Origin of the sequence: Streptomyces sp. NPDC046985 (assembly GCF_040644415.1) — a bacterium.
GTDB lineage: Bacteria > Actinomycetota > Actinomycetes > Streptomycetales > Streptomycetaceae > Streptomyces.
Genome location: NZ_JBEYWK010000004.1, coordinates 260,195 through 285,135, shown reverse-complemented (window position 1 = coordinate 285,135; position 24,941 = coordinate 260,195). Strand labels below are relative to the sequence as shown.

Here is a 24,941-nt window from a genome sequence, read left to right as displayed (position 1 = left end):
CCGCTGAAAGGAGCTGATCCCATGGCCGGCCTTCCCCCCATCGCGTCGTACACCCTGCCCACCGCCGAGCGCCTGCCCGAGAACGTGGCGGCCTGGACCCCGCGTCCGGACCGCGCCGTCCTCCTCGTCCACGACATGCAGCGCTACTTCCTCCAGGCGCTGCCCGCCCCTCTGCGCGACGAACTCGTCCACAATGCCGCCTTGTTGCGCAAGCGCGCCACCGCCCTCGGCGTCCCGGTGGCGTACACCGCGCAGCCCGGCCGGATGACCGACGAGCAGCGCGGCCTGCTCAAGGACTTCTGGGGCCCCGGCATGCGCACCGACCCGGCCGACCGCGAGGTGACGCCGGAACTCGCGCCCACCGAGGACGACTGGGTGCTCACCAAGTGGCGCTACAGCGCCTTCTTCCGCACCGACCTGCTCGCCCGCATGCGGGCCGCCGGCCGCGACCAGCTCGTGCTGTGCGGCGTGTACGCCCATGTCGGCGTCCTGGCCACCGCGCTGGAGGCGTTCACCCACGACATCGAGACCTTCCTCGCCGCCGACGCCCTCGGCGACTTCTCCGAGGCCCACCACCGCATGGCCCTGGACTACGCGGCCCAGCGCTGCGCGGTGGTCCTCCCGTCGACGGAGGTGTTCCAGTGACCGCGCCGCACAGCCGCGACGTCCGAGACGCCGGCGACCTGCTCGACCGCGTACTGAACCTTCAGGCGCCCGCGTTCGCCCTGCTGCACCGTCCGGAGACCGGCGTCCCGGACACCGTGGACGTCTTGGTCGGCGGCGTGACGCTGCCGGAGACTCTGGCCGACATCCCCCTCACCGACCCTTCGACGCCCGGCAGCGCGGGGACCGAGGACGAGGTCCTGGTCGTCGTGCCCTACCGCCAGATCACCGAGCGCGGCTTCGCCGCTCCCGACGACGGGGCGCCCCTCATCGCCCTGTCCGTCACCGCCCAGGACCGGGTCTCTACGCCCGAACTCCTCCTCCGGCTCCCGGACACCCCGACCTCCGTGACCGCCCACGGCTTCGACATCGACGACGAGCAGTACGCCGAGACCGTGCGCCGCATCGTCGCGGACGAGATCGGCGCCGGCGAGGGCGCCAACTTCGTCGCCAAGCGGTCCTTCCTGGCCGACGTCGGAGACTACTCGCCGCGCGACGCGCTGGTGTTCTTCCGCCGCCTGCTGGAGCGGGAGCAGGGCGCGTACTGGACCTTCGTCATCCACACCGGTGAGCGCACCTTCGTGGGCGCCACCCCGGAGCGGCACATCTCGGTGAGCGGCGGCGCCGCCGTCATGAACCCGATCAGCGGCACCTACCGATACCCGCCGGCCGGTCCCACGCTCGAAGGCGTCACCGAGTTCCTCGCCGACCGCAAGGAGACCGACGAGCTGTACATGGTCGTCGACGAGGAACTGAAGATGATGGCCCGCATCTGCGACGGCGGCGGCCGTGTCCTCGGCCCCTACCTCAAGGAGATGGCCCGGCTGGCCCACACCGAGTACTTCATCGAGGGGCGCACCGACCGCGACGTGCGCGAGATCCTGCACCAGACGCTGTTCGCGCCCACCGTCACGGGCAGCCCGCTGGAGAGCGCGGCCCGGATCATCCGCAAGTACGAGCCCGCGGGCCGCGGTTACTACAGCGGTGTGGCCGCGCTGATCGGCCGGGACGCCGGCGGCGAGCGCACCCTCGACTCGGCCATCCTCATCCGCACGGCCGACATCGACGCCCAGGGCACGGTGCGGATCGGAGTCGGCGCCACGCTGGTACGCCATTCCGACCCGTACTCCGAGGTCGCCGAGACCCGGGCCAAGGCGTCCGTGCTCCTCGGCGCCCTGGAGACTGGACGCGCCGCGCGCTACGGCACGCACCCGGACATCCGCGCGGCGCTGACCCGGCGCAACAGCGGCATCGCCCGGTTCTGGCTCGACGAGAGCACCTGCCAGAAGCCGGCGGTGACAGGGCTGGAGGGGCTGAACGCTCTGATCATCGACGCGGAGGACACCTTCACCGCCATGATCGAGGTTCAACTGCGTTCTCTCGGACTCAAGGTCACGGTCAGTCAGTACGACGACCCCTACGCCTTCGACGGCCACGACCTCGTCGTGATGGGCCCGGGTCCCGGAGACCCCCGCGCGGCGGACGACCGCAAGATCCGCAGCCTCCGCTCGGCCGTCGACCGCCTGCTGACCGAGCAGCGGCCCTTCCTCGCCGTGTGCCTGAGCCACCAGGTGCTCAGCCTGAGCCTCGGACTCGACCTGATCCGACGGGACGTCCCGAACCAGGGCGTGCAAAGGGAGATCGACCTCTTCGACAGCCGGGAACGGGTCGGCTTCTACAACACGTTCGCCGCCCACAGCAGCGAGGACAAGCAGGACATCGCGGGGATCGGGCCCGTGGAGGTGAGCCGTGACCCGGCGACCGGCGAGGTGCACGCCCTGCGCGGCCCCGGCTTCGCCTCGATGCAGTTCCACGCCGAGTCGGTGCTCACCGTGGACGGGCCGCGCATCCTGGGCCGTGCCATCCAGGAGGTGCTCGGCCGTGCGGGTTGACATCGCCTGGTGGGACCTCGACGGCACGCCGCAGACCATCGACACCCTGCGGGAGCACCTGCGGGACGGCGCGGCCGCCGCGTGGCGCGACGTGCCGGGGCTGCGACTGAAGTTCTGGATGGCGGACCGGCGGCGCAACCGGTGGGGCGCGGTGATGCTCTGGGAGGCGGACCGCCCCGCCGACCTGCCGCCGAACCGGGCCGCGCAGTTGATCGGCCGCCCGCCCGCGCACCGGACCTGCTTCGACGTCGAGGCCACCGTCGAGGGCATGCACATGCTGCCCGAACTCGCCGGACTCGGACCCGTGTTCACGGCCACCGCCTCAGAGACCGCACCTCGACCGGGGGACGCATCACCGTGCTGGAATACATAGTCGTCGACGCCTTCGCCCGCAGGCCGCTGGAGGGCAACCCGGTGGCGGTCTTCTTCGACGCCGCCGCCCTGACCACCGACCTGATGCAGCGCATCGCCCGCGAGATGAACCTCTCCGAGGTCACCTTCGTCCTGCCGCCCGAGCAGGGCGGCGACGCCCGCATCCGCATCTTCACCCCCGTCAACGAACTGCCGTTCGCGGGCCATCCGCTGCTCGGGACGGCGGTCGCGCTCGGGGGCACGCTCAAGGAGGACCGGCTGCGGCTGGAGACCGCCATGGGCGTCATCCCCTTCGAACTCGCCGCCGACGACGACGGCGTGACGACCGTGCGGATGCGACAGCCCGTCCCCACCTGGGAGACGTACGAGCACCGTGCGGAACTCCTCGCGGCGCTCGGCGTCGAGGAGACCGTCGCGCCCGTGGAGATCTACCGCAACGGCCCCCGGCACGTCTTCGTGGGGCTCCCGAGCGTCGCGGCCCTGTCCGCGCTCCGGCCCGACCACCGCGCCCTCGGCCGCTTCCCGGACATGGCCGCCAACTGCTTCGCCGGTTCGGGCACGAACTGGCGAACCCGCATGTTCTCGCCCGCCTACGGCGTGGTGGAGGACGCGGCGACGGGCTCGGCCGCCGGCCCCCTCGCCGTCCACCTGGCCCGGCACCGACTCGCCGACTACGGGCAGCGGCTGGAGATCCTCCAGGGCGTCGAGATGGGCCGCCCGTCCCTGATGCTCGCCACCGCCGAAGGCGCCGGCGAGACGGTCCGCACGGTCGAGGTCGGCGGCCACGGCGTCGTCGCCGCCCGCGGCGCCCTCTACGTCTAGCGAGGAACGCGTGAACAGCAGCCGATTCGAAAGCCTCACCGGCGAAGTCGACCTGGACTTCCCCGAGTACGACGCCCCGCCGGCCGAGCCCATGGACCTCGTCCGGCGATGGGTCGGCGAGGCGACCGCACGCGAGGTGCGCGAACCGCGCGCCCTGGCGCTCGCGACCGCCGACAGCCGGGGACGGGCCTCCAACCGCGTCGTCTCCGTCACCGACGTCACCGCGCGCGGGCTGGTGTTCACCAGCCACTCCACCAGCCAGAAGGGCCGGGAGATCGCCGCCACCGGCTGGGCGTCCGGACTCCTCTACTGGCGCGAGACCGGCCAGCAGCTCGTCCTCTCCGGCCCGGTGGCTCCCCTCAGCGACGCCGACTCCGACGCCCTCTGGTCCGGCCGGCCGATCCCCCTGCACTCCATGTCCGCTGCCTCCCGGCAGAGCGAGCCCCTGCCGGACGCGGCCGCTCTGCGCGCCGAGGCGGACCGCCTCGCGGCCCCGGGCACACCGCTGCCGCGCCCCGCACGCTTCGTCGGATACCTGCTCGCCCCGGTCGCCGTGGAGTTCTGGTGCGCCGACGCGGACCGACTGCACCGCAGGCTGCGCTACGACCGCGACGACCGAGGGTGGCGTACGAGCCGCCTCCAGCCCTGATCCGCTCGCCACCCGGAGGGTGATCGCCTCATGAACGGCACAGCAGGCACTGCTCACGCGGCCCTGACCCACGTCATGTCCAGGGTTCCCGGACCGGTGACCGTGGTCACGACCGTCGACCGCGCCGGCCGGCGCTGGGGATTCACCGCGACCTCCTTCAGCTCCCTGTCCCTGGACCCGCCCCTCGTGCTGGTCTGCCTGAACAAGACCGCCAGCACGCACGAGGCGTTCACGTCCGCCGACCGCTTCCTGGTCAACCTCCTGGCACAGGGCCAGGACCACGTCGCGCTCCGCTTCGCCCGGTCCGGCGCCGACCGGTTCGCCGAAGGAGACGTCGAAGGGGACGTCGTGCCCTGTGAGCTGGGCCTGCCCGGCTCGCCCGGAGCGTGCGCCCGGCTCGCCTGCGCGCTGCACGCCGTCCTGGACGGGGGCGACCACAGCATCCTCGTCGGCCGCGTCCTGGACACCCATGCGGACGACGACCGCACCCCGCTCGTCTACTACGGCCGGACGTTCACCCACCCGGCCTCCGCGCTCGACCTGCCGGATCCGCTGCTGTCCCTTCACCTGGCGGACTGGTGAGCACGGGCATGGACACCGCCGTGAGGGTCGCCGTCGTCTACTACTCCGCCACCGGCCACGTCGCCGACATCGCCCGGGAGATCGCCGACTCGTCCGAGAAGGCCGGCGCCGAGGTGCGGCTCCGCCGGGTCGCGGAACTGGCGCCGCAGGACGTCGTCGCGTCCCAGCCCGCGTGGGCCGCGCACGCGGCGGCGACCGCCTGCATCCCGCTCGCCGCCGTCGAGGACGTCGTCTGGGCCGACGCGGTCCTCCTGGGCTCCCCGACCCGGTTCGGCAACATCGCCGCCCAGCTCAAGCAGTTCCTCGACACCCTCGGCGGCGCCTGGAAGCGAGGCGAGCTGGCCGACAAGATCTACAGCGGCTTCACCTCCACCGGCAGCCCGCACGGCGGCAACGAGTCCACCCTGCTCGCCCTCATGCAGTCCTTCCACCACTTCGGCGGCATCGTCGTCGCCCCCGGCTTCACCCACCCGGACAAGTTCGTCGACGGCAACCCCTACGGCACCGCCCACCACGACGCCGGCGGCGCCGTCCCGGTCGGCGACGTCACCCGCAACGCGGCCCGCGTCCAGGCCGAACGCGTGGTGCGCCTCGCCCGAGCACTCGTCACCGCCACCGCCGCCCTCTGACCATCCCTCACCCCCCCCAGCAGGGCCGGAGAGCCTCTCCTTCCCCCGGGCGGCTCTCCGGCCCGACGCCCTCACGCCTTCTCGCACCGCCCTTCATCAGTCAGCAGCCGCTGCGACCCCAGGGAGAGCCATGTCCCGCCGCCTGTTCACCTCGGAGTCCGTGACCGAGGGACACCCCGACAAGACCGCCGACCGGATCAGCGACACCGTCCTCGACGCCCTGCTCAAGGAGGACCCGCGCGCGCGGGTCGCCGTGGAGACGTTGATCACCACCGGGCAGGTGCACGTCGCCGGGGAGGTGACCACCACCGCCTACGCGGACATCCCCGGCCTGGTCCGGGACGCCATCCTCGACATCGGCTACGACGCGTCCCAGAAGGGGTTCGACGGACGGTCGTGCGGGGTGTCCGTGTCCCTCGGCGCCCAGTCCCCGGACATCGCCCAGGGCGTCGACACCGGCGGCGCGGGCGATCAGGGCCTGATGTTCGGGTACGCCTGCGATGAGACGCCCGAACTGATGCCCCTGCCCATCCAACTCGCCCACCGGCTGGCGCAGCGGCTCACCCAGGTCCGCAAGGAGGGCATCGCCCCCTATCTGCGCCCGGACGGAAAGACCCAGGTCACCGTCGAGTACCTGGGCAGCCGCGCGGCCCGTCTGGACACGGTCGTCGTCTCCGCGCAGCACGCCGCGGACGTCGATCTGGACGGCCTGCTCGGCCCCGACGTCCGCACCCACGTCGTCGAGCACGAACTCGCCCGGCTGGCGGACGACGGCGTCAAACTGGACACCGAGGGCTACCGCCTCCTGGTCAACCCCACCGGCCGGTTCGAGATCGGCGGCCCGATGGGCGACGCCGGCCTGACCGGCCGCAAGATCATCATCGACACCTATGGCGGCATGGCCCGCCACGGCGGCGGCGCCTTCTCCGGCAAGGACCCCTCCAAAGTGGACCGCTCGGCCGCGTACGCGATGCGCTGGGTCGCCAAGAACGTGGTCGCCGCGCAACTCGCCCGCCGCTGCGAGGTCCAGGTGGCGTACGCCATCGGAGTGGCCGAGCCGGTCGGCCTGTTCGTGGAGACCTTCGGCACCGCTGCCGTGCCGGACACGGCGATCGAGGACGCGATTCGGCAGGTCTTCGACCTGCGCCCGGCCGCGATCGTCCGCGACCTCGACCTGCTCCGTCCGATCTACGCGCAGACGGCCGCGTACGGCCACTTCGGCCGTGAGCTGCCCGACTTCACCTGGGAGCGCGCCGACCGCGTCGACGCCCTGCGCGAAGCGGCCGGGGCCTGACATGCGGATCGCCGTCACCGGTTCCATCGCCACCGATCACCTGATGACGTTCCCCGGCCGCATCGCCGACCAGTTGCTCGCCGACCGCCTCGACCACGTCTCGCTCTCCTTCCTGGTCGACGCCCTGGAGATCCGCGACGGCGGGGTGGCCGCGAACATCGCCTACGGCCTGGCGCGACTGGGCCACCGTCCGCTGCTGGCAGCGGCGGTGGGCGCGGACTTCGCCCCGTACGGACAGCGGCTGTCCGCGCTCGGCGTGGACGTCTCCGGAGTCCGCGTCTCCCGCACCCGCCACACCGCCCGCTTCCTGTGCACCACCGACCCGGACGGCAACCAGATCGCCTCCTTCTACCCGGGAGCGATGACCGAGGCCGCCGACATCGACCTCCTCGACGCCCTGCGCCCAGGCGGAGGAGCCGACCTCGTCCTCATCGGCGCCGACGATCCGGCCGCCATGCTCCGCCACACGCGCGCGTGCCGCGCCCACGGCATCCGCTTCGCGGCCGACCCGTCCCAGCAACTGGCCCGGCTCGACGGCCCCCAGATCCGCGAGATCGTCGACGGCGCCGACCACCTGTTCACCAACGAGTACGAACACGCGCTGCTCCTCGCCAAGACGGGCTGGTCCCACGCCGACGTCCTGCGCCGTGTCGGCGTCTGGGTCACCACCCTCGGCGAGAAGGGCAGCCGCGTCGAACGCGCAGACGACCCCCCGCTCGACGTCCCCGCCGTCGCGACCGCCGAGGCGACGGACCCGACGGGCGTCGGCGACGCCTTCCGCGCCGGATACCTGGCCGCCCTGGCGGCGGGCGAGGGCGCCGCCCGGTGCGCGCAGTCGGGCTCGGCGCTGGCCGCCCAGGCCCTGTCCTGCGTCGGCACCCAGACCTACACCACGACCGCCGCACGTCTGCGCGACCTGACGACCGCGGCGTACGGACCGCACACCCCGCCGGGAGGCGACACCGTATGACAGCGCCCGCACCGGTGACCGAGCGGGCCCGCAAGGGCCCGGCCGAACTGATCGCGGCAGGCCGCCGCTCGTACTCCTTCGAGTTCTTCCCTCCCAAGACCGGCAAAGGGGAGCGCGCGCTGTGGGACGCGCTGCGCCGGGTCGAGCCGCTCAACCCGTCCTTCGTGTCGGTGACGTACGGCGCCGGCGGAACCTCCCGCGAACGCACCACGGCGCTCACCCAGCGCATCGCCGAGGACACCACGCTGCGCCCCGTGGCCCACCTCACCGCCGTCGCGCACTCGACGGCCGAACTGCGCGCGATCATCGGCCGCTACGCGGACGCCGGCATCCGCGACGTCCTCGCCCTGCGCGGAGACCCGCCCGGAGACCCGCAGGGCCCGTGGACCCCGCACCCCCACGGCCTGCGGCACGCGGCCGAGCTGGTCGAACTCATCCGGCAGTGCGGCGCCTTCAGCATCGGCGTCGCCGCCTTCCCGGAACGCCACCCCCGGTCACCCGACTGGGACAGCGACATCCGCCACTTCACGGCCAAGTGCCGGGCCGGCGCCGACTACGCCGTCACCCAGATGTTCTTCCGCGTCGAGGACTACCTCCGGCTGCGCGACCGGCTCGCCGCCGCCGGGTGCGACACCCCGGTCATCCCCGGCCTGATGCCCGCCACCCGCTACGCACAGATCGCCCGCTTCGCCCGCCTCAGCGACGCGACGTTCCCCGACGACCTCGCGCTGCGCCTGCGGACCGCGCAGTACGACCCCGCCGAGTCCCACCGCATCGGCGTCGACCACGCTACCGAACTCGCCCAGCGGCTGCTCGACGAGGGCGCCCCCGGACTCCACTACATCACCCTCAACCAGTCGTCCGCCGCCATGGACATCCACCGCGGACTGCGCCTGCCCGCACCGCCCCGCACACCGCCCCGCACCCCGGAATCGCTCACTTGATCACGGGACACCGCGTCCGGCACCGCAACTTCCGTTTTCTGTACAAGAGTCGAATGAGGAGCATCGTTGAGCAGGCTGCGTTGGCTGACCGCGGGCGAGTCCCACGGTCCCGCCCTTGTCGCGACGCTGGAGGGCCTTCCCGCCGGGGTGCCCGTCACCACGCAGATGGTGGCGGACCACCTGGCCCGGCGCCGGCTCGGCCATGGACGCGGTGCGCGCATGACGTTCGAGCGCGACGAGGTGACCTTCCTCGGCGGCGTCCGGCACGGCCTGACCCTCGGCTCCCCGGTCGCGGTCATGGTGGGCAACACCGAGTGGCCGAAGTGGGAGCAGGTCATGGCGGCCGACCCGGTCGACCCGGACGTCCTCGGCGGCCTGGCCCGCAACGCCCCGCTGACCCGCCCCCGCCCCGGTCACGCCGACCTGGCGGGCATGCAGAAGTACGGCTTCGACGAGGCCCGCCCGATCCTGGAGCGTGCGTCCGCGCGGGAGACCGCGGCCCGGGTGGCGCTGGGTGCGGTGGCCCGGTCGTACCTGAAGGAGACGGCCAGCGTCGAGATCGTCAGCCACGTCGTGGAGCTGGCCTCGGTGCAGGCCCCGCCGGGGGTGTACCCCACACCGGCGGACGTGGACAGGCTGGACGCGGACCCGGTGCGCAGCCTGGACGCGGACGCGTCGAAGGCGATGGTCGCGCGGATCGACCAGGCCCACAGGGACGGCGACACCCTCGGCGGCGTGGTCGAGATCCTGGCCTACGGGGTGCCCGTGGGCCTCGGCTCGCACGTGCACTGGGACCGCAGGCTGGACGCCCGGCTGGCCGGCGCGCTCATGGGCATCCAGGCGATCAAGGGCGTGGAGATCGGCGACGGCTTCGAACTGGCGCGGGCGCCCGGCTCGAAGGCGCACGACGAGATCGTGGGCACGCCCGAGGGCGTCAAGCGCGCTTCAGGCCGCTCCGGCGGCACCGAGGGCGGGCTGAGCACCGGCGAGCTGCTGCGGGTGCGGGCGGCCATGAAGCCGATCGCGACCGTCCCTCGGGCCCTGCGGACCGTGGACGTCACCACCGGCGAGGCGGTACGGGCGCATCACCAGCGCTCCGACGTGTCCGCCGTCCCCGCCGCGGGCATCGTCGCCGAGGCGATGGCGGCCCTCGTCCTGGCGGACGCGGTAGCGGAGAAGTTCGGCGGCGACAGCGTCGCCGAGACCCGCCGCAACGTCCGGTCGTACCTCGACGCCCTGGCCATCCGATGAGCCCGGCGCCCGTGGTCGTCCCAGCGCTGTGACCGTACGGGTTCACCGGATCGCGGCGCCCGGGAGCGAGCCCCGCCCGGTTGCCGCACAGCGTGCCGCCCACGAAGTCGCTCGCGTCGTCGTCGACGCACTCGCCGGAGGGCGACGGACGAATTCTTCGCAAAGGACCCGAGGGACGGAAGGAACCGACGAGTTGCCGGCTGTCGCTGGAGCCCTGCCGTGCGACGCGGCCACTCTGACTGACGATCGACCGTCGCGACCCGAGGAGAACCGATGAAGATCACCCGTCACCCTGCCGGCGCACCGTGCTGGGCGGACCTCGACACCCCCGACGTCGCCTCCGCCCGCACCTTCTACGGCGCCCTGCTGGACTGGGACGCCGTCGAACTCCCCAGCGGCTACGTGAACTTCACGCTGCGCGGAGAGAAGATCGTGGGAGCGGTCAAGCTCAAGGAAGGGCAGGAGCACTCGGCTGGCTGGAGCGTCTACTTCATGTCGGACGACCTGAAGGGGACGACCAAAGCCGTCGAGGAGGCCGGGGGCCGCGTGGTGAGCCCGCCCAGCAAGGTTTCGGTCGCCGGCAGCGCCGCCGTCTACGAGGCGCCCGACGGCTCGGTGTTCGGCGCCTGGGAGCCGGACAAGCACCCCGGTTCCGGACTGGTGCGGGAGCCCGGCGCGCTGTCCTGGTTCGGGCTGAGCACCGGGGACGCCGACGCCGCCGAGGCGTTCTACGCCCAGGTCTTCGGCTGGACCGCCGCCGCGCCCCCGGCCGGAGGCGCCGCCGCTCACCTCACCTTCGTCGGCGGAGTCGCGCCGTTCGGCGGCATCACGAGCGGGCCCGAGGGCGCGGTCGGCTGGACGCTGCACTTCGGCGTCGAGGACGTCGACGGCGCGGCGGCCAAGGCGGTCGCACTGGGCGGCGCCGTCGTGTCCGAGCCCGCCGACACGCCTGGCGTCGGACGCGTCGTCCTGCTCAAGGACCCGGCGGGCGTGACGTTCGCCCTGGTCCAACACGCCTGACGGCGGCGGGCCGCCCCGGCGGGCCTGGGCGCCCCGTCCCGCCGGGGTGCCGCCTGCCTGTCGCTGGGGCTTGCCTGCCCATGCGGGTGTGGGGGTGGGGGTGCGGCGCGGCTCGTCGTCGCTTCGAGGCCCTGATCATCTGCACGCATCCTTCAGCCGACCGATCCGGCACGGAAGAAACCCCGCAGATCGGCCGCACAGCTCGCGCGTGTCCGTCGTCGTGAGCACGATCTGCCTGCGGGCCCGTTGCTGGTCCGTTGCTGGTCCGTTGGTGGTCCGGTGCTGGTCCGCGGCTGGTCCAAGACGTTTCGTACGCGGAAGGAGGTGGTTCGCCGTGCAGAGCGAGCCTCCCAGTCAGCGCCCGCGTACCGCCGCCCCACACCTGGGCGTGCCGTGACGGTTCACGGCTGAACCTCGTCCGGGCGGGTGACGGGCTCCGGTGCGCGCCTTCGAGCAGGAGAGCATGCCCCGCCCCTCCGTCCCGCCGAGGTGATCCCGCCATGACGCACACCCAGTTGCCCGACGAACCGTCCACCGAGCTGAAGGACGCCCTGGAACGCCACGACCTGCGCGACGCACAGCACCTGCTGTGGCGGCGCCCTCCGCACGTGATCGCCGACGACCTGGCCCGGATGGACGCCGTGGACGCGGTCGTCGCGTTCCGGCTGCTGGGCAAGGACCAGGCCATCGAGGTCTTCGAGGAACTGGAGCCCGTGGACCAGCAGGCCATTCTGATGGGGCTGCGGGACGTGGCGTTCCGTGAACTGGTGGAGGGGCTCGACCCCGACGACCGGGTGCGCATGCTGCGCGAGGCGCCCGCCAAGGTGGTCCGGAGGGTCCTGGCCGGGCTCAGCGTGCGCGAGCGGCAGGTGACCGCCGCGCTGCTCGGCTACCCCGAGGGATCGGTCGGGCGGTACATGACCCCGGAAGTCATCGCTCTCAATGTTCGGATGACGGTGCGGGAGGCACTCCGGGAGGTCCGCAGCAGGGGCGCGGACGCCGAAACGGTCTACACCCTGCCGGTCGTGGACTCGGGGCGCCGCCTGACCGGCGTGGTCACCCTGCGCGAGCTGGTGCTCAGCGCGCCTGCCGACGTCGTCACGGACCACGTCGTCACGGGCGCCGCCCGAGCGCACGCCGCTGACTCCGCCGAGGAGGCCGCGCGTCTGATGCGTGAGACCAACGCACTGGCCCTGCCCGTGGTCGACAGCGAGGAGCGGCTCGTGGGGCTGCTCACCATCGACGACGCGGTCGAGGTCATCGAGGAGGCGGACACGGAGGACGTCGCGTTGCAGTCCGGGTCCGCTCCGTGGATGGGGCACTACATGGCGGCGTCCGTGTGGCAGTTGGCGCGCTACCGCGTCGTGTGGCTGCTGCTCCTGCTGCTGGCGGCGACCCTCACGGTGACGGTGACGGAGGTCTTCGAGGACACCCTTGCGAAGGTCACCCAACTGGCGATCTTCATCCCGCTGTTGATCGGCACCGGCGGCAACGCGGGGGCGCAGGCGGCCACCGCCGCGGTCCGGGCGCTGGCCGTGGGCGAAGTGCGCGTCACCGATCTGCCGGCGGTCATCTGGCGCGAGTGCAGGGTGGGCGTGGTGCTGGGAACGATGCTGGCGGCCCTCGGGATGGTGCTGGGCACGCTGTTCGTGGGCGCGCGCATCGCGGTCGTGGTCGGCGTCGCGCTGGTGATCATCTGCGGATGGGCGGCGACGGTCGGCGGCGCCATGCCGCTGCTGGCCCGACGCCTCCGCATCGACCCCGCGGTGGTGTCGGCCCCGATGGTGACGACCCTGGTGGACGCCACGGGACTGGTGATCTACTTCCTCACCGCCCGTGCGGTGCTGGGGATCTGACCGGAGGGAGGCCGGTCCCCGCACGTGCTGCGACATGTCGCGTCGTCTCCGTGCCGGTGGGGCGATCTCTCGCGAGGGCTTCGTCGTCTCAGGCGGGTGGTGTCGAGGGCGGGTGGTGCCGAGGTGGGCTGGGCGGGCGGTCAGGGTGCGGTGTGGTCGATGCCGAAGAGGGCGGCGGCGTTGGCGGAGCGGACCTTGTGCCGGTCGGCGTCGGTGGCGAGGTGGCCGAAGAAGGCGTCGATCTCCGCTCGGCTGGGCTGCTGGAAGGGGTAGTCGGTGGAGAAGATCAGCCGGTCGGTGGTCGTCACCGTCAGGGCGTGGTGCAGCAGGGCGGGGTTGAGCATTCCCGAGGTCGTGAGGAAGACGTTGGTGCGGATGTAGTCCGAGACCGGGCGCTGGAGGCCGGCGAGCCGGGAGAGGCTGTCGGCCCGGTCGAGCCAGAACGGCAGCAGCTCGCCCCAGTGGCCCAGCACGATCTGCAAGTCGGGGCGCCGGTCGAAGACGCCGCGCAGGATGAGCCGCAGTGCCGCAGTCGCCGCTTCCAGATGCCAGCCCCAGCCGAACGTGGCCAGCCCGAGGTCGGTCATGGGGTCGAAGCCCCGGTAGGCGGCGTCGCGCAGCGCGTCGGAGGGGATCTGCGGATGTATGAAGACCGGCTGGCGCAGGTCGGCGGCGGCGGCGAAGAAGTCCTCGTAGGCGGGATCGTCGAGGAACCGGTCGCCGGACCGGCCGTAGACCATGGTTCCCACGTGACCCTGGGCCGCGGCGCGTTCCAGCTCCTGGGCGACGTGGCGCGGGGACGACATCGGCAGGGTCGACAGCGACCGGAACCGGGTCGGGTGCGCGCTGACCGCCTCGGCGGCGGTGTCGTTCGCCAGGCGGCTGAGCGCCACTGCCTCCTCAGGGGGCAGCGCCTGGGTTCCCGGCGGGGTGAGGGCGAGGACGGCCAGGTCGATGCCCTGGGCGTCCATGGCGGCGATCCGGCCGGCGCCGAGGTCCTCCAGCCGCTGGAGGGCGTCGCCCCGCTCATTGAACGCGAGACTCTCATCCGGATGGGCGACGGCTTTGAGGGCGGAGGTCAGCTCCGGCAGCATCCAGTGTTCTTCGATGCCGATGAGGGTCATGGTCGGCGTTCCTTCCGTGTCACGGTAGCGAGCTTTTGCGCGTCGGTGGAGGTGTGTCGAGGGCGAGGGACTTCGTCGGCTGCTTCGCCGGCCGTGGAGGGGGACGGCAAGGCGGGCGCGCTCTGGGGGATCAGCGCGTACGAGGCGGCGGCGAGGACGGCGAGCGCGGCGATCACGGCCGCCATGGGAAGGGCCGTGTGGGGGCCTGCGAGGCTGACGACCGGGGTGATGAGGGAGGCGAGACCGAACTGGGCTGCTCCGACGACGGCCGATCCGGCGCCGGCCGCCTGGGGCACGGCATCGAGGGCGAGGGCGGTGGCCGGGCCGTGGATGAAGCCCAGCGAGGCGACCGCGAAGAAGAGGGGCACGGTCAGCCAGACGGGTCCGATGGGCAGGAGCGCCAGCGCGAGCAGCGCGAGCGAGGCCAGGAGCAGCCAGGCGATGCCGACGGCCACGACGCGGTGCGGGTCGGCGCGGCGCAGCAGCCGGGATGACAGCGCGCTGCTCGCCACGAGGCCGAGCGCGTTGAGCGCGAACAGCAGACCGTAGGAGACGGCGCCGACGCCGATGACCGTCTGATACACGAACGGCGACGCTGAGATGTACGCCATCAGGACCGCGAAGGAGAACACCAGCGTCCCCGTAGCGGACAGATAGGCCCGGCGCCCCAGCAGGCGGAATCCGCCTCGGCGGCCCGTGCCGCGCTTCTCGGGCGGCAGGCTTTCGCGCACGATCGCGGCGGAACCGGCGAGCATGGCCACGGCCAGAACGGCCACCGCCAGGAGTACGCCTCGCCATCCGATCGCACCGATCAGCACGCTGCCCAGCAACGGAGCGACCACCGGCGCCACCCCGCTCACGATCATCATCATGCTGAACGCGCGCGCCGCGGCACGGCCTGTCTCCAGGTCGGCGATGACCGCGCGGCCGATGACCATCCCGGCCGAGGCGCTCGCTCCTTGCAGCAGTCGCGCTGCCAAGAGGACGCCGATGGTCGGGGCGAACGCCGTGAGGACGCTCGCGGCGACGAGCACGGCGGAACCGACCAGCAACGGCCCCCGCCGCCCGTGACGGTCGGACACCGGTCCGAACACCAGTTGCCCGCCGGTCAGCCCCAGCAGGAATGCGGTCAACGTCAGTCCGATGGCTGAGGCGTTCGTGTGCAGGTCCACCGCCATGCGCGGAAATGCCGACAGATACATGTCGATCCCGAACGGAGCGACGCTGGCGAGCACCGCGAGCGTCGCGAGCATCGCAACGGTGATCTCGCTTCCCGCAGACTCCTGTGAGGACACCGGCACCGCACATCTCCTGTCTGGCGATTCCTTCCATACGGGTGTAAAGCTAGGCGAAATTCAGTTGCCTGTCAAATGATACCTATTAAATGACAGTTAACCTACACTTGAGGACGTGGACGAGAAGCAGAAAGCCAGACTGTTCGAGCTGGCCGACCTGATCCTGGCGATCGGTCGGCACCTTCACGCCGCCAAGGCGGACGCAGCGGAGCCCTGGACGCCGCTGGAGGCGGCGGTCATGCGCTTCATCGACCACCAGCCCGGGGCCACGGCGACCGAGGCGGCCGAGGCGACCAAGCTGATCTCCAGCAATTTCAGCCGGGCGCTGCGCAAGCTGGCGGAGAAGGGCCTGGTGCGCCGCGAAGCCGACCCTCACGATGCACGGCGGGTGCGCCTGTATCCGACGCAGAAGGCAGGCGAGAACCTGGGTTCCCTTCAGGACGCCTGGAGCCGCCTCCTGGACGAGACCGTGCCCGACCCCGCGGAGACGGACGCGGTGATCACCACGCTCCGACGCATCGAGTCGCACCTCCTCGACCGCACCCGCAGCGGTGCGCGTCGCGACTGAACAGGTCGCGCAGGTCGCAGAGATCTGTTGGCTGCCGACGACCTCGCCCCCCCCACGTGAGGGCGCGCCGCACCTTCCTGGTGGAATCCGCGGTCGCCGCGCTCGTCCGCGACATCCGCGCCGCAGGGCATCCGGCACCCGACATCGTCATCGACGTCATGACCCCCGACCCTCAGTTCGGCCAGTGATGGTCTCGGGCTGACGGGTGATCAGGGGCGAAGTGGGTCGGTCAAGGGGATGCGGAGTTCGATGCGGGTTCCCTCCCCGGGGGCGGTGTCGATGGTGACGGTGCCGCCGGCTTCGTGGATGCGGGCGTGGACGGAGTGGGTGAGGCCGGTGCCGGGGGTGGTGGTGGCCAGGTCGTAGCCGCGGCCGTGGTCCAGGACGCTGATGGTCACGTGGCCGGTGTCGGCGGTGGCGTGGAGGACGGCGTGGTCGGCGCCGGCGTGTTTGCGGATGTTGGTGAGGGCTTCGTGGGTGGCGCCGAGGAGGGCCGCGGTGGCGTCGGGAGTGAGGGTGTGGTGGGTGCTGTCGGGTTGGTGGAGGGCGGAGGCGAGCAGGCCGACGGTCAGGCCGTCGCGGGTGTGGCGTTGGACGAGGACGTTGAGGGCGGTGAGGAGGTCGCCGGGCTGTTCGGGGTCGGCGCCGTCGACCAGGGCGCGCAGCCAGACGGCTTCCTCGGCGATCCTGGTGGGCGGCAGGGGCCGGCCTTGTGCGAGGAGTTCCATGGTCTGCAGGACGCGGTCGTGCAGGAGGCGTTGGTGCCGGGCGCGTTCGCGTTCCTTGGCGGCGATGGCGGCCTGGGCGACGGCCTCGGCCCGGTTGTCGTCCGCTGACCGGGCGGTGCGGCGCAGTTCGCGGTCGATGAGCCAGGCGATCGGGCCGACCACGAAGTAGGTGACGGAGTTGGGCGCCGCGTTCCATGCCGGTTCGCCGGTCAGAATGGTGGAGACGGTGATGTAGGTCAGGCCCAGCAGCGCGCTCCAGGCGTACATCACCGGGAAGCGGCGGAAGCAGGCGCCGATGAGGACGGGGCTGATGACGCTGAAGGGATAGACGAAGAAGCCCCAAGTGTGCAGGAGTTGGGCGTCGGATGCCTCCAGCGCGGCGTTGGCGGTCAGGGCCGTGGCGCAGAAGAGGGTGTCGGCGGCGACCGGCCGGGGCGGCAGACGGCCCCGGTGGTGGACGTAGCCGCAGAGGATGATCGTCTCGGCGGTCACCGCGAGGGCGAGCAGCAGCGGCCCGGTCAGGGTGGGGAATCGCGACCCCACCGACAGCAGGGCGATCAGGATGTTGGCCAGTCCGGAGGCTTTGGCGAGGATCGCGATGAGCACTTCGAGGCGGTCCACCCGCGCCAGCGCGGACTCGGCGGCAGGGGCGGCGGAGGGCGTGACGGCCTGGGTCACGGGAGCGGTCACCGCGCGAGGCGGGCGCAGCGGAGGGCGCCGGCTGGAGAAGTGGTCACCGCGGGTCCGTGTCCATGGCCGTGGCCTGCGGGTGAGCGGGTGGCCCGTGCCCTGCGCTGTCGCGTTCGATGGCAAGCCGGGTGAGTTCCGCCTTGTTGCCGGCCTGGAGTTTGTGACGGATGCGCTCGACGTAGGTGTCGACGGTGGATTTGCCGAGCTTCATGCGGGTGGCGATCTGCGCGTGGGTGTAGCCGTGAGCGATGTGCCCGAGGACTTCTTCCTCCCGAGGGGAAAGCTCCGGGCGGTCGGTGCCGCCGGCCGCGGCGGAGGCCGCCGGGCGGCCGCCGCGCATCCGCCGCTCGCGTGCCAGTTCCCCGCTGAGGATGTCCGCCAGTTGAGGTGACAGGGCGAAGCCGCCGGTGGCGACGGTGCGGACCGCGGAGGCGAACATGGCGGTGCCGGCGCTTTTGGTGAGGTAGCCGCTCGCGCCCAGGCGGATGCATGCCACGACGTCGGCGGCCCGGCCCGAGGCCGAGACCACGAGCACCCTGGCCTGTCCCGCCCACTGTTCGACCACGTCGAGGGACGGCTCGTCGGTCCCGAGGTACAGGTCCAGGACCAGGACGTCGAAGCGTGCCGGGTCCGGCAGCGCCCCGGCGTCGCCGTAGGAGCCGATGACCTCGAAGTCCGGTTGCTCCCGCAGGATCGACTCCACCCCGTGACGGGTCAGTGGATGGTCGTCCACGATCGCTATCCGAATGACATCTGACATGAGGTCACCTTGGCGGAGCGATGAGCGGCAGGGCAAGAGTCCGCTACGCCCAACGGCAATGATGTGCAATCGAGTTCAGAACGAGTCCGACCGCTCGCGCGCTCCTGCCCCGGGACAGCCGGTGACGGGTCTCACCGTTCTCTCCCGGCCCGCCGCACAGCGCCCGTTCTCTCCCGGCCGCCGCACAGCGCCCGCTCTCTCCCGGCCGCCGCACAGCGCCCGCTCTCTCCCGGCCGCCGCACAGCCCCCGCTCTCTCCCGGCCGCCGCACAGCGCCCGCTTCACGCCCCTGGCCGTCCCTGACCCGACGGAGACGACGATGCGAAGGGCGCGCACGACAGGTGCACCACACGCCAGGTGTCCTGTGAAGAGCCGACTGTTGCCACGGGTGGGGAGCGCGCCACGCTGAGCGGATTCGATCCGACCACCCGAGCGCGACAGGGGATGCGATGCGTCGGCACCGCCGCGGCACCGGCCACCGAAGACCAGCCATGAAGGAAGGCGCCGGGCGCGGCGGTGCGCGCACGCCTCCCCGGGCAGCCCGGTCGTCGATCGCCCGCCGGGTCGGCGGGCCCGGCAGGGCGCGGCCGGCGTCCCCTGGTCCCGCGGCCGCCGCGGCGTGCACCCGCCGTCACCTGGGGCGGGCCCAACCGGACGCTGTCCGGCGGCCATCGGCCGGGCGCCGGGGAGCACGGTGACCGGCCGCGGCACGGGGGACGCCGACGACCTGCACGCCGCATCGCTGCGTCGGCTCGACGCGGTCGCACGCGAAAGCGAACGGCAGCAGACGGAGATCGACCAGCTACGCCAGGACGTGCACCTGCTGCTGTCCGAGGTCGACCGGGCGTTCGGCACGCTCACCAGTCGGCTGGACGAGGTCGCGGGGGCGACGGATGACCGCGGCGGCGCGCGTGGCACACCACGCGCCGGGCCGGACCGGCGTGTTCCGGACGCTCGGCTCTCGTGGCCGGCGGTCGCCGCATGGCTGGAGTGGCTGCACACCCGCTACCCACTGGCGGACGACCTGCCCGCGTGCTGGTGGCGCCACCGCGCCGCAGCGGACGTCGTGTTCGCGCTGTACGACGCCTGGAATGCCGCCGACGAGGGCGCGAGCGGCACCGCCCGGATCCAGTGGCACACCCGCTGGCTGCCCGCCGCCCTCACCGCCCTGCGCACTTGGATGCCCGTCTCCTGCTTCCACGGCGCCCACAGCGACGACCCGGCGACCCGCTACGGCCGGGCGGTCGACGACCCCGAGGCGTTCGACTCCCAGACGCGACCCGCCCCGCCCACGGGCCCGCTCTAGACGCAAGGACCTCATCCCAGAATGCGCCACAAGCCCGCTCGGCCCCTGTGGTGCGACCGCTGTGGTGCGAACAGCCGACACCCGGCCGACTGTTTCCGCGACCAGCCCCGCTCGTACGTTTCTGGCAGTTCCAGACGCCGGATCGCGGCCGGAGGCGGGCGCCGCGGCCTTCGGTCGCCGCCCGGAACAGACCGCGCGTCCTTCGACGACCCGATGACGTACAGGCGAGGGGGAGCCATGAACCACACCACACCGAACACCGCTCTGAGGTGCGACCGGTGCCAGGCGCCACTGGCGTCGCACGACAAGCTCTGCCCCGCGTGCGGCCACGTCACGACGAGCGACGTGCCGACGCCTCCTCCTCTGCCCGCCCACGCGCCGTCCGCGGCGCCCACGACCCCGGCCGTCCCGGCGCCGGGCCCCGGCCCGCGGCTCGCCGCCGAGGCGCCGGCCACCCGGCAGGCGAGTCCCGGGCTGGTGCTGGACCTGTCCGACCACAGCGCGCGGCCGGCCCTGCGGCTGCGCAGGCCGAGCCGGCGCACCGCGCTGATCGCCGCCGCCACGGCCGTCGCGCTGACCGCCGGTGTGAGCGCGTACGAGATCACCCGTCCCGCTCCGGTGACCGCGACGTCCACCGTGCAGAAGTACTTCTCCGACCTGGCACGCGGCGACGTCGCAGACGCCCTCGCCCTGGTGGACCCGTCGAACGCGCCGGCGACCGGCGACAGCCCGCTGCTGGTGGACAAGGCGCTGTCCGCGGCGTCGGACCGCCCCACCGGGCTGAAGGTCGTGCGCAGCACCGAGGTCGGCTTCGGCGGCATGTCCGAGACGCAGGTGGAGGTCACCTACCAGGTGCACCGACGCACAGTCCGGCAGACCCTCGGCGTCGGCAAGGGCTCCGCCGCGGACTCCCGCTACCGGCTGGACGACCCGTTCCTCGGTCTCGACCTCACCGCGGCGGCGGGCCGCACGGTGACCGTCAACGGGATCCCGGTTCCCGCGGACGCCGCCTCCTCGCCGCTACGGGTACTGCCCGGCGCCTACACCGCGTCCGTTCCCGCCACCTCCCTGCTGGCCGCGCAGCGCGCCACCGCCCGGACCGACCCGGACAGCACTCCCGACCGCCCGCGACTGACCGCCGACCTCGGGAAGCCGCACCTGCTCCCCGGCGCACAGGCCCTGGTGACCACCGAGGTCAGACAGGCCCTCGACGCCTGCGCCGCCTCCCACGACGGCGCCCCCAAGGGCTGCCCCTTCAACGCGCTCACCGCCGTTCCCGGCGAGGTCACCGCCATCACCTGGAGCATCTCCGGCTACCCCACCCTGACCGTCACCGCCGCCGATCCCGACTCGATGTCCAGCGACGCGGGCGAGGCCGACTTCAGCGACGACGGTCACCAGGGGCGGGTCCACTACAGCGCTGCCTACGACGACTTCGGCACACCCGCCCACACCACCGGCGACCTGGACTTCGACGTGCAGGGCGCCGCGGCCTCCGCCGCCGACGGGATCGCCGTCACCTTCCAGTGACCGCGCTGCCCGCCGGCGCCACCCGACCGCCCCTCAGCCGCGCGCAACCGACAGGAGAACTCCGATGACTCCTCCGCCGCCCTCCGCGACAGCTCCGCCTTCCGGCCGATGGGCCGCCGCCGGAGCCAGCCCCTTCCCCGCGCAGCGACCCGGATACCTGCCGGTGGAGACCGGCCTCAGCGAGGCCGTCTCCTTCCAGTGGGTGCTCTACAACGCGCTGTCCTCACTGGTGCTGGGCACGCTCGCCTTCCTGCCCGTCGCGATCGTCGTCAACCTGGTAGTGGTCCCCTTCCACGCCCACGGCCTCACCTTCGTGCCCACCGCCCCCCGGTACCAGCTCCTCGTGTGGTGGCTGCTGATCACGATCCTGCAGTTCCTGCCGATCGAGACCGACGCCATCTCGGAGTACCGGGCGGTGATCGAGGACCGGGCCGACGCGGCGGCCTCGGCGTACGCGGCGGTCTTCGCCGCCCTGGACCGGCGGCACATCCCGGTCCGCGCCAAGCCCACCCGGATCCGCAGCGACATCCTGACCCGCGAGGTCGTCAACAACCGCTTGCTGGTCCGCGACCGGTCCTACGAGATCTACGTGACCGTCTTCGCCTACGGCACCAGCCTCTACATCGGCTGGTCGATGTACCGCAACCGCCGCCGCCACGTCCTGATCCGGACCTACTGGAAGGACCTGATCTGGAAGGACCTCCTGGGCGGCATCGGGGGGCGCTCCGGCGACGTCAACCAGATGCTGCGCACCGAGAAGGTGCGGGCCATGCGCGAAGCGGTGCACTCCGCGGTCCTGGAGGGCGCCGAGGCGGCCATGAACGGCGTCGACGTCCCGCTGGCCGCGACCTTCGGAACCGATTTGCCCATCCTCGACCTGGACGACCCCGATGCGCCTACGACGTGACGGCGCCCGCACGACCGGCGCACCGGCCCTCAAGCCTCCGGCCGTCCCACCGCGCCCCGCCGCCCTCGCGCCGAGCCCGGCCGGCGGGGCGGTTCCCGCCGGCGCGCCCGGCCTGCTGCTCGCCCAAGGCGAGGGAGCGGTCACGGCCTGGGTCGCGGTGCGAGTGGACGCCGCGGCGGACCTGACCGAGACCCGCGAGTACGCCGACCTGCCCGAGCAGGAACGCCTGGTCAAGGCCGCCGCCGCGGAGGCGGCGTGGCTGGCCGGCCAGTGGGAGCACGCACGCCGTGCCCGCGTCGAACTGCGCTACCGCAACGACCCCGCGACGCAGCGCATCTCGTGCGCCCTGCTGGGCCGGGTGACCGCCCCGAGCGAACCCGAGGCGGTCACCGCCGCCTCGGCTCTGCGCGCCCGGCTCGCCCGCACCCCGCGCCACGTCCAGGCCACCGAGATCACCGACACCGACGAACTCACCGCGTGGCTGGCCCCGTTCACGCCGCACCCGGCCGGCCTGGCCGACATCCGCAAGCGGATCCGGCCGGGCCGGCCCAACCGGCCGGACGCCGGGGTCGACCACTACCTGGCCGTCCAGCCCTTCTCCGCCGCCGCCCCCTCCTGGGAACCCCTGTGGCAGGTACTGGCCACACACCCGGAACCGGTCCTGCTGGCAGTGGGGCTGGCGCCCTACGACGACCGGGGTGAGCTCGGGATCGCCCTGCACGAACTGGCCACGGCCTACGGACGGCTGGCCACCGCCGGACGGCAGCCCGACGGCCTGTGGTCCCAGGGCGCCGACCTGGCGCCCGAGGCGTTCGCGGTCGACGCGGCCCGCTGGTACGCCGACGCCGCCCGCCGTTACCCCGCCCGCGCCTTCCGCACCCGCGTCACCCTCGCCTCGCCCGCCCCGCTGACCGACGCGCTCACCCAACTCGTCGCCTCGGTGATGTCCCCACCGGAGCGGGCGACCGAGGACTCCGAACGCAGGCCCGCACTCAACGGCCCCGCCCACATCGTCGTCCGGCCCGTCGGCGAGGAGGTCGGCATCGCGCGGCACAACGTGGTCACCCTGGACCACCGCCGCTGGGACACCGCCTACCTGCGGGACCTGCCCGCACCGCCGCCCCCCGTCATCCGGCTGACCGCCGAACTGGCCGACACCCGCGAGGCCGGCGCCGTCCTGCGCTTCCCGCTGGCCGTGCACGGCCACATGCCCGGCTTCCCCGTCCGCCGCCCCGGCATGGCTCTGGAGACCGCCTACACCCCCACCGGCCCCCACCTCGTCCTCGGCCGCCAACTCGTCGACGACCGGCCCACCGGCCCGCTCGGCGTCGAACTGCCCTCCCTCACCCGCCACACCCTGCTGGTGGGCGCCACCGGCTCCGGCAAGACCAACACCAGCCTCGCCCTGTGCGAACAGCTCTGGCGCGACCACCGCATCCCCTTCCTCGTCCTGGAACCGGTCAACACCGCCCTGGACGACTACCGCTGGCTCGCCACCCGCCCCGGCATGGAGGACCTGCTGGTCCTCACCGTCGGCGACGAAAGCGTCGCGCCCCTGCGGCTCAACCCCTTCGCCGTACCCCACGGCGTCCGCATCAGCGGGCACATCGCCGCGCTGCTGGCCTGCTTCGACGCCGCCTTCGGCCTGTGGGACCCGCTGCCGGCCATCTACAACCGCGCCCTGCGCGCCGCCTACGCCCGCCGCGGCATCGTCACCACCGACATCTCCGCACCGCGCCACGACGGCAACTGGCCCACCCTGACCGACTTCGTCACCCGCATGCACGAAGCCACCGAGAACCTCGACTACTCCGGCGACGTCCGCTCCAACATCATCGCCGCCTCCCGCCTGCGCGCCGAGTCCCTCGCCGAAGGCGCCTGCGCCACCACCCTGGACTGCACCCACTCCTACCCCGTCGACCACCTGCTGCGGCGACCGGTCGTCGTCGAACTCGCCGGCGTCGGCGACAACGAGAAGGAACAGTCCCTCCTGACCGCGCTCCTGTTGCAGACCATGACCGAGCACTACAAGGCCACCCGTTCCGGCGGCGGACTCGCCCACGTCACCGTCATCGAGGAAGCCCACCGCCTGCTCGGCAAACCCGTCACCGGCGGCGACGCCAAGGAAGGAAACGCCCAAGCCCGCGCCGCCCAGGCGTTCGTCAACACCCTCGCGGAGAACCGCAAGTACGGCGAAGCGCTGGTCATCGTCGAACAGGTCCCCGGCAAACTCGTCGAGGACGCCTACAAGAACACCAACCTCAAGATCATGCACCGGCTGCCCGCCGACGACGACCGCACCGTCGTCGGATCGGCCATGCGCTTCTCCGACGACCAGAGACGCTACGCCGCCGCCCTCACCCCCTTCACCGCCTTCGCCCACCACGACGCCCTCGACCGGCCCGCCCTCATCCAGGTCCCCGACGTCCGCGCCGACGCCGCCCGCACCGCCGGCCTCCCTCGCGCACCCCTCGCCGACGACACCGAACTCCGCCGACGCTTCGAAGCCGTCACCACCAGCGAACCCGCCATCGACCAGGCCCTCGCCCCCTTCCCCGAATGCGAAGGCTGCACCCACCGCTGCCAATTCCGCACCCGCGCCGCCACGGTGACCACCGCGGAACACGCACTCGCGTTCCGGAAGCGGATCGGCGGCTATCCGGACCGGGCCGAAGATCGCGGCCCTTGGTGGGCAGACATGACCGCGTTCATACGCGACGCCGCCGACCCCCTCGCCCCCCACGACGCGACCCCCGCCGAGACAGCGGACTACGAAGCCTGCGTGTTCGTCCACACCAGCCGCGCCGCCTACCGGAACGACATCCTGCCCTGGATCCGGCTCTACCGGAAACACACATCGTGAGCTCTGCAGGATCTTGGGTCTGTCGCGAAATTGGATCTAGTACAGGAAATCAGCAGTGGAAGGAAATACCGTGAGTGAGCACGGCGAAGAAAAAAGCATCAAAGGTGATACCGAATTCACTTTTCCCGGAGAAAAAGCGAGTCAGGCAGATCATTCGGGTAAGCGGCCTGACATGCCTCCGCCTGGGCCGGGGGGCGATTCGAGCGCTGACCAGTCCGATGGGCGGA

Annotated in this window: 23 protein-coding genes; 19 read left to right on the top strand and 4 right to left on the bottom strand. The window is 72.4% G+C overall.

Annotated features, from left to right (window positions below; all coding sequences use genetic code 11):
- Positions 1–21 precede the first annotated feature (21 nt).
- From ABZ861_RS07385 to mgtE, 13 genes are all read left to right on the top strand, one after another.
- The gene (locus ABZ861_RS07385) at positions 22–645 is read left to right on the top strand and encodes an isochorismatase family protein (RefSeq protein ID WP_361625159.1); all 624 of its coding nucleotides are present in this window, start codon (positions 22–24) and stop codon (positions 643–645) included.
- Positions 642–2,555 carry an anthranilate synthase family protein gene (locus tag ABZ861_RS07380; protein WP_361625156.1) on the top strand — a complete coding sequence of 638 codons (1,914 nt, stop codon included), beginning with the start codon at positions 642–644 and terminating at the stop codon, positions 2,553–2,555. Before ABZ861_RS07385 ends, ABZ861_RS07380 begins: the two co-directional genes overlap by 4 nt.
- Positions 2,545–2,928 (top strand): hypothetical protein, encoded by a 384-nt coding sequence (locus tag ABZ861_RS07375; protein ID WP_361625153.1) that lies wholly within the window; start codon positions 2,545–2,547, stop codon positions 2,926–2,928. The genes ABZ861_RS07380 and ABZ861_RS07375 overlap by 11 nt, the downstream gene beginning before the upstream one ends.
- Entirely contained in the window at positions 2,913–3,749 is an 837-nt protein-coding gene (locus ABZ861_RS07370) for a PhzF family phenazine biosynthesis protein (protein WP_361625150.1), read from the top strand. The genes ABZ861_RS07375 and ABZ861_RS07370 overlap by 16 nt, the downstream gene beginning before the upstream one ends.
- 10 nt (positions 3,750–3,759) lie before the next feature.
- Positions 3,760–4,398 (top strand): phenazine biosynthesis FMN-dependent oxidase PhzG, encoded by a 639-nt coding sequence (phzG, locus tag ABZ861_RS07365; protein WP_361625147.1) that lies wholly within the window; start codon positions 3,760–3,762, stop codon positions 4,396–4,398.
- A 30-nt stretch (positions 4,399–4,428) separates the two neighbouring features.
- Positions 4,429–4,980 carry a flavin reductase family protein gene (locus ABZ861_RS07360; RefSeq protein ID WP_361625144.1) on the top strand — a complete coding sequence of 184 codons (552 nt, stop codon included), beginning with the start codon at positions 4,429–4,431 and terminating at the stop codon, positions 4,978–4,980.
- An 8-nt stretch (positions 4,981–4,988) separates the two neighbouring features.
- On the top strand, positions 4,989–5,609 hold the full coding sequence (gene wrbA, locus ABZ861_RS07355) for an NAD(P)H:quinone oxidoreductase (protein WP_361625141.1): 621 nt from the start codon (positions 4,989–4,991) through the stop codon (positions 5,607–5,609).
- 130 nt (positions 5,610–5,739) lie between these two features.
- Positions 5,740–6,903, top strand: coding sequence for a methionine adenosyltransferase (gene metK / locus ABZ861_RS07350; protein WP_361625138.1), 1,164 nt, complete (start codon positions 5,740–5,742; stop codon positions 6,901–6,903).
- A 1-nt stretch (position 6,904) separates the two neighbouring features.
- Positions 6,905–7,873: a carbohydrate kinase family protein gene (locus tag ABZ861_RS07345; RefSeq protein WP_361625135.1), complete on the top strand. Its 969-nt coding sequence runs from the start codon at positions 6,905–6,907 to the stop codon at positions 7,871–7,873.
- A complete protein-coding gene (gene metF, locus ABZ861_RS07340; RefSeq protein WP_361625132.1) occupies positions 7,870–8,817 on the top strand; it encodes a methylenetetrahydrofolate reductase [NAD(P)H] in 948 nt (315 codons plus the stop codon). The genes ABZ861_RS07345 and metF overlap by 4 nt, the downstream gene beginning before the upstream one ends.
- A gap of 66 nt (positions 8,818–8,883) precedes the next feature.
- Positions 8,884–10,068: a chorismate synthase gene (aroC, locus tag ABZ861_RS07335; RefSeq protein ID WP_361625129.1), complete on the top strand. Its 1,185-nt coding sequence runs from the start codon at positions 8,884–8,886 to the stop codon at positions 10,066–10,068.
- A gap of 273 nt (positions 10,069–10,341) precedes the next feature.
- On the top strand, positions 10,342–11,088 hold the full coding sequence (locus ABZ861_RS07330; protein WP_361625126.1) for a VOC family protein: 747 nt from the start codon (positions 10,342–10,344) through the stop codon (positions 11,086–11,088).
- 500 nt (positions 11,089–11,588) lie between these two features.
- Positions 11,589–12,944: a magnesium transporter gene (gene mgtE / locus ABZ861_RS07325; protein ID WP_361625123.1), complete on the top strand. Its 1,356-nt coding sequence runs from the start codon at positions 11,589–11,591 to the stop codon at positions 12,942–12,944.
- Positions 12,945–13,084: 140 nt separating this feature from the next.
- Here mgtE and ABZ861_RS07320 read toward each other — a convergent pair whose 3' ends face one another.
- Together ABZ861_RS07320 and ABZ861_RS07315 are read right to left on the bottom strand one after the other, a co-directional pair.
- Positions 13,085–14,068, bottom strand: coding sequence for an amidohydrolase family protein (locus tag ABZ861_RS07320; protein WP_361625120.1), 984 nt, complete (start codon positions 14,066–14,068; stop codon positions 13,085–13,087).
- Positions 14,065–15,369: a multidrug effflux MFS transporter gene (locus ABZ861_RS07315; protein WP_361625117.1), complete on the bottom strand. Its 1,305-nt coding sequence runs from the start codon at positions 15,367–15,369 to the stop codon at positions 14,065–14,067. Before ABZ861_RS07315 ends, ABZ861_RS07320 begins: the two co-directional genes overlap by 4 nt.
- 109 nt (positions 15,370–15,478) lie before the next feature.
- On the opposite strand from ABZ861_RS07315, the gene ABZ861_RS07310 reads away from it, so the two are divergent.
- Positions 15,479–15,931: a MarR family transcriptional regulator gene (locus tag ABZ861_RS07310; protein WP_361625114.1), complete on the top strand. Its 453-nt coding sequence runs from the start codon at positions 15,479–15,481 to the stop codon at positions 15,929–15,931.
- A 56-nt stretch (positions 15,932–15,987) separates the two neighbouring features.
- On the top strand, positions 15,988–16,119 hold the full coding sequence (locus ABZ861_RS07305; protein ID WP_361625111.1) for a hypothetical protein: 132 nt from the start codon (positions 15,988–15,990) through the stop codon (positions 16,117–16,119).
- Positions 16,120–16,140: 21 nt separating this feature from the next.
- Here ABZ861_RS07305 and ABZ861_RS07300 read toward each other — a convergent pair whose 3' ends face one another.
- Positions 16,141–17,349: an ATP-binding protein gene (locus ABZ861_RS07300; protein WP_361625108.1), complete on the bottom strand. Its 1,209-nt coding sequence runs from the start codon at positions 17,347–17,349 to the stop codon at positions 16,141–16,143.
- A 43-nt stretch (positions 17,350–17,392) separates the two neighbouring features.
- Positions 17,393–18,109, bottom strand: a complete 717-nt coding sequence (locus ABZ861_RS07295) for a response regulator transcription factor (RefSeq protein ID WP_361625105.1) — start codon at positions 18,107–18,109, stop codon at positions 17,393–17,395.
- A gap of 693 nt (positions 18,110–18,802) precedes the next feature.
- On the opposite strand from ABZ861_RS07295, the gene ABZ861_RS07290 reads away from it, so the two are divergent.
- The 4 genes from ABZ861_RS07290 to ABZ861_RS07275 all read left to right on the top strand — a co-directional run bounded on the left by ABZ861_RS07290 (position 18,803) and on the right by ABZ861_RS07275 (position 24,714).
- On the top strand, positions 18,803–19,414 hold the full coding sequence (locus ABZ861_RS07290) for a hypothetical protein (protein WP_361625102.1): 612 nt from the start codon (positions 18,803–18,805) through the stop codon (positions 19,412–19,414).
- Between the two features lie 237 nt (positions 19,415–19,651).
- Entirely contained in the window at positions 19,652–20,944 is a 1,293-nt protein-coding gene (locus tag ABZ861_RS07285; RefSeq protein ID WP_361625099.1) for a hypothetical protein, read from the top strand.
- Between the two features lie 163 nt (positions 20,945–21,107).
- Positions 21,108–21,851 (top strand): hypothetical protein, encoded by a 744-nt coding sequence (locus ABZ861_RS07280; RefSeq protein WP_361625096.1) that lies wholly within the window; start codon positions 21,108–21,110, stop codon positions 21,849–21,851.
- Positions 21,835–24,714, top strand: a complete 2,880-nt coding sequence (locus ABZ861_RS07275) for a DUF87 domain-containing protein (protein WP_361625093.1) — start codon at positions 21,835–21,837, stop codon at positions 24,712–24,714. The genes ABZ861_RS07280 and ABZ861_RS07275 overlap by 17 nt, the downstream gene beginning before the upstream one ends.
- Positions 24,715–24,941: the final 227 nt, after the last annotated feature.

Excerpts from the sequence above, each read along its gene's own strand:
- ABZ861_RS07385 (WP_361625159.1), top strand. The coding sequence starts at position 22 with ATGGCCGGCCTTCCCCCCATCGCGTCGTACACCCTGCCCACCGCCGAG.
- ABZ861_RS07360 (WP_361625144.1), top strand. The coding sequence starts at position 4,429 with ATGAACGGCACAGCAGGCACTGCTCACGCGGCCCTGACCCACGTCATG.
- wrbA (WP_361625141.1), top strand. The coding sequence starts at position 4,989 with ATGGACACCGCCGTGAGGGTCGCCGTCGTCTACTACTCCGCCACCGGC.
- metK (WP_361625138.1), top strand. The coding sequence starts at position 5,740 with ATGTCCCGCCGCCTGTTCACCTCGGAGTCCGTGACCGAGGGACACCCC.
- ABZ861_RS07345 (WP_361625135.1), top strand. The coding sequence starts at position 6,905 with ATGCGGATCGCCGTCACCGGTTCCATCGCCACCGATCACCTGATGACG.
- metF (WP_361625132.1), top strand. The coding sequence starts at position 7,870 with ATGACAGCGCCCGCACCGGTGACCGAGCGGGCCCGCAAGGGCCCGGCC.
- ABZ861_RS07330 (WP_361625126.1), top strand. The coding sequence starts at position 10,342 with ATGAAGATCACCCGTCACCCTGCCGGCGCACCGTGCTGGGCGGACCTC.
- mgtE (WP_361625123.1), top strand. The coding sequence starts at position 11,589 with ATGACGCACACCCAGTTGCCCGACGAACCGTCCACCGAGCTGAAGGAC.
- ABZ861_RS07320 (WP_361625120.1), bottom strand. The coding sequence starts at position 14,068 with ATGACCCTCATCGGCATCGAAGAACACTGGATGCTGCCGGAGCTGACC.
- ABZ861_RS07295 (WP_361625105.1), bottom strand. The coding sequence starts at position 18,109 with ATGTCAGATGTCATTCGGATAGCGATCGTGGACGACCATCCACTGACC.
- ABZ861_RS07285 (WP_361625099.1), top strand. The coding sequence starts at position 19,652 with ATGAACCACACCACACCGAACACCGCTCTGAGGTGCGACCGGTGCCAG.
- ABZ861_RS07275 (WP_361625093.1), top strand. The coding sequence starts at position 21,835 with ATGCGCCTACGACGTGACGGCGCCCGCACGACCGGCGCACCGGCCCTC.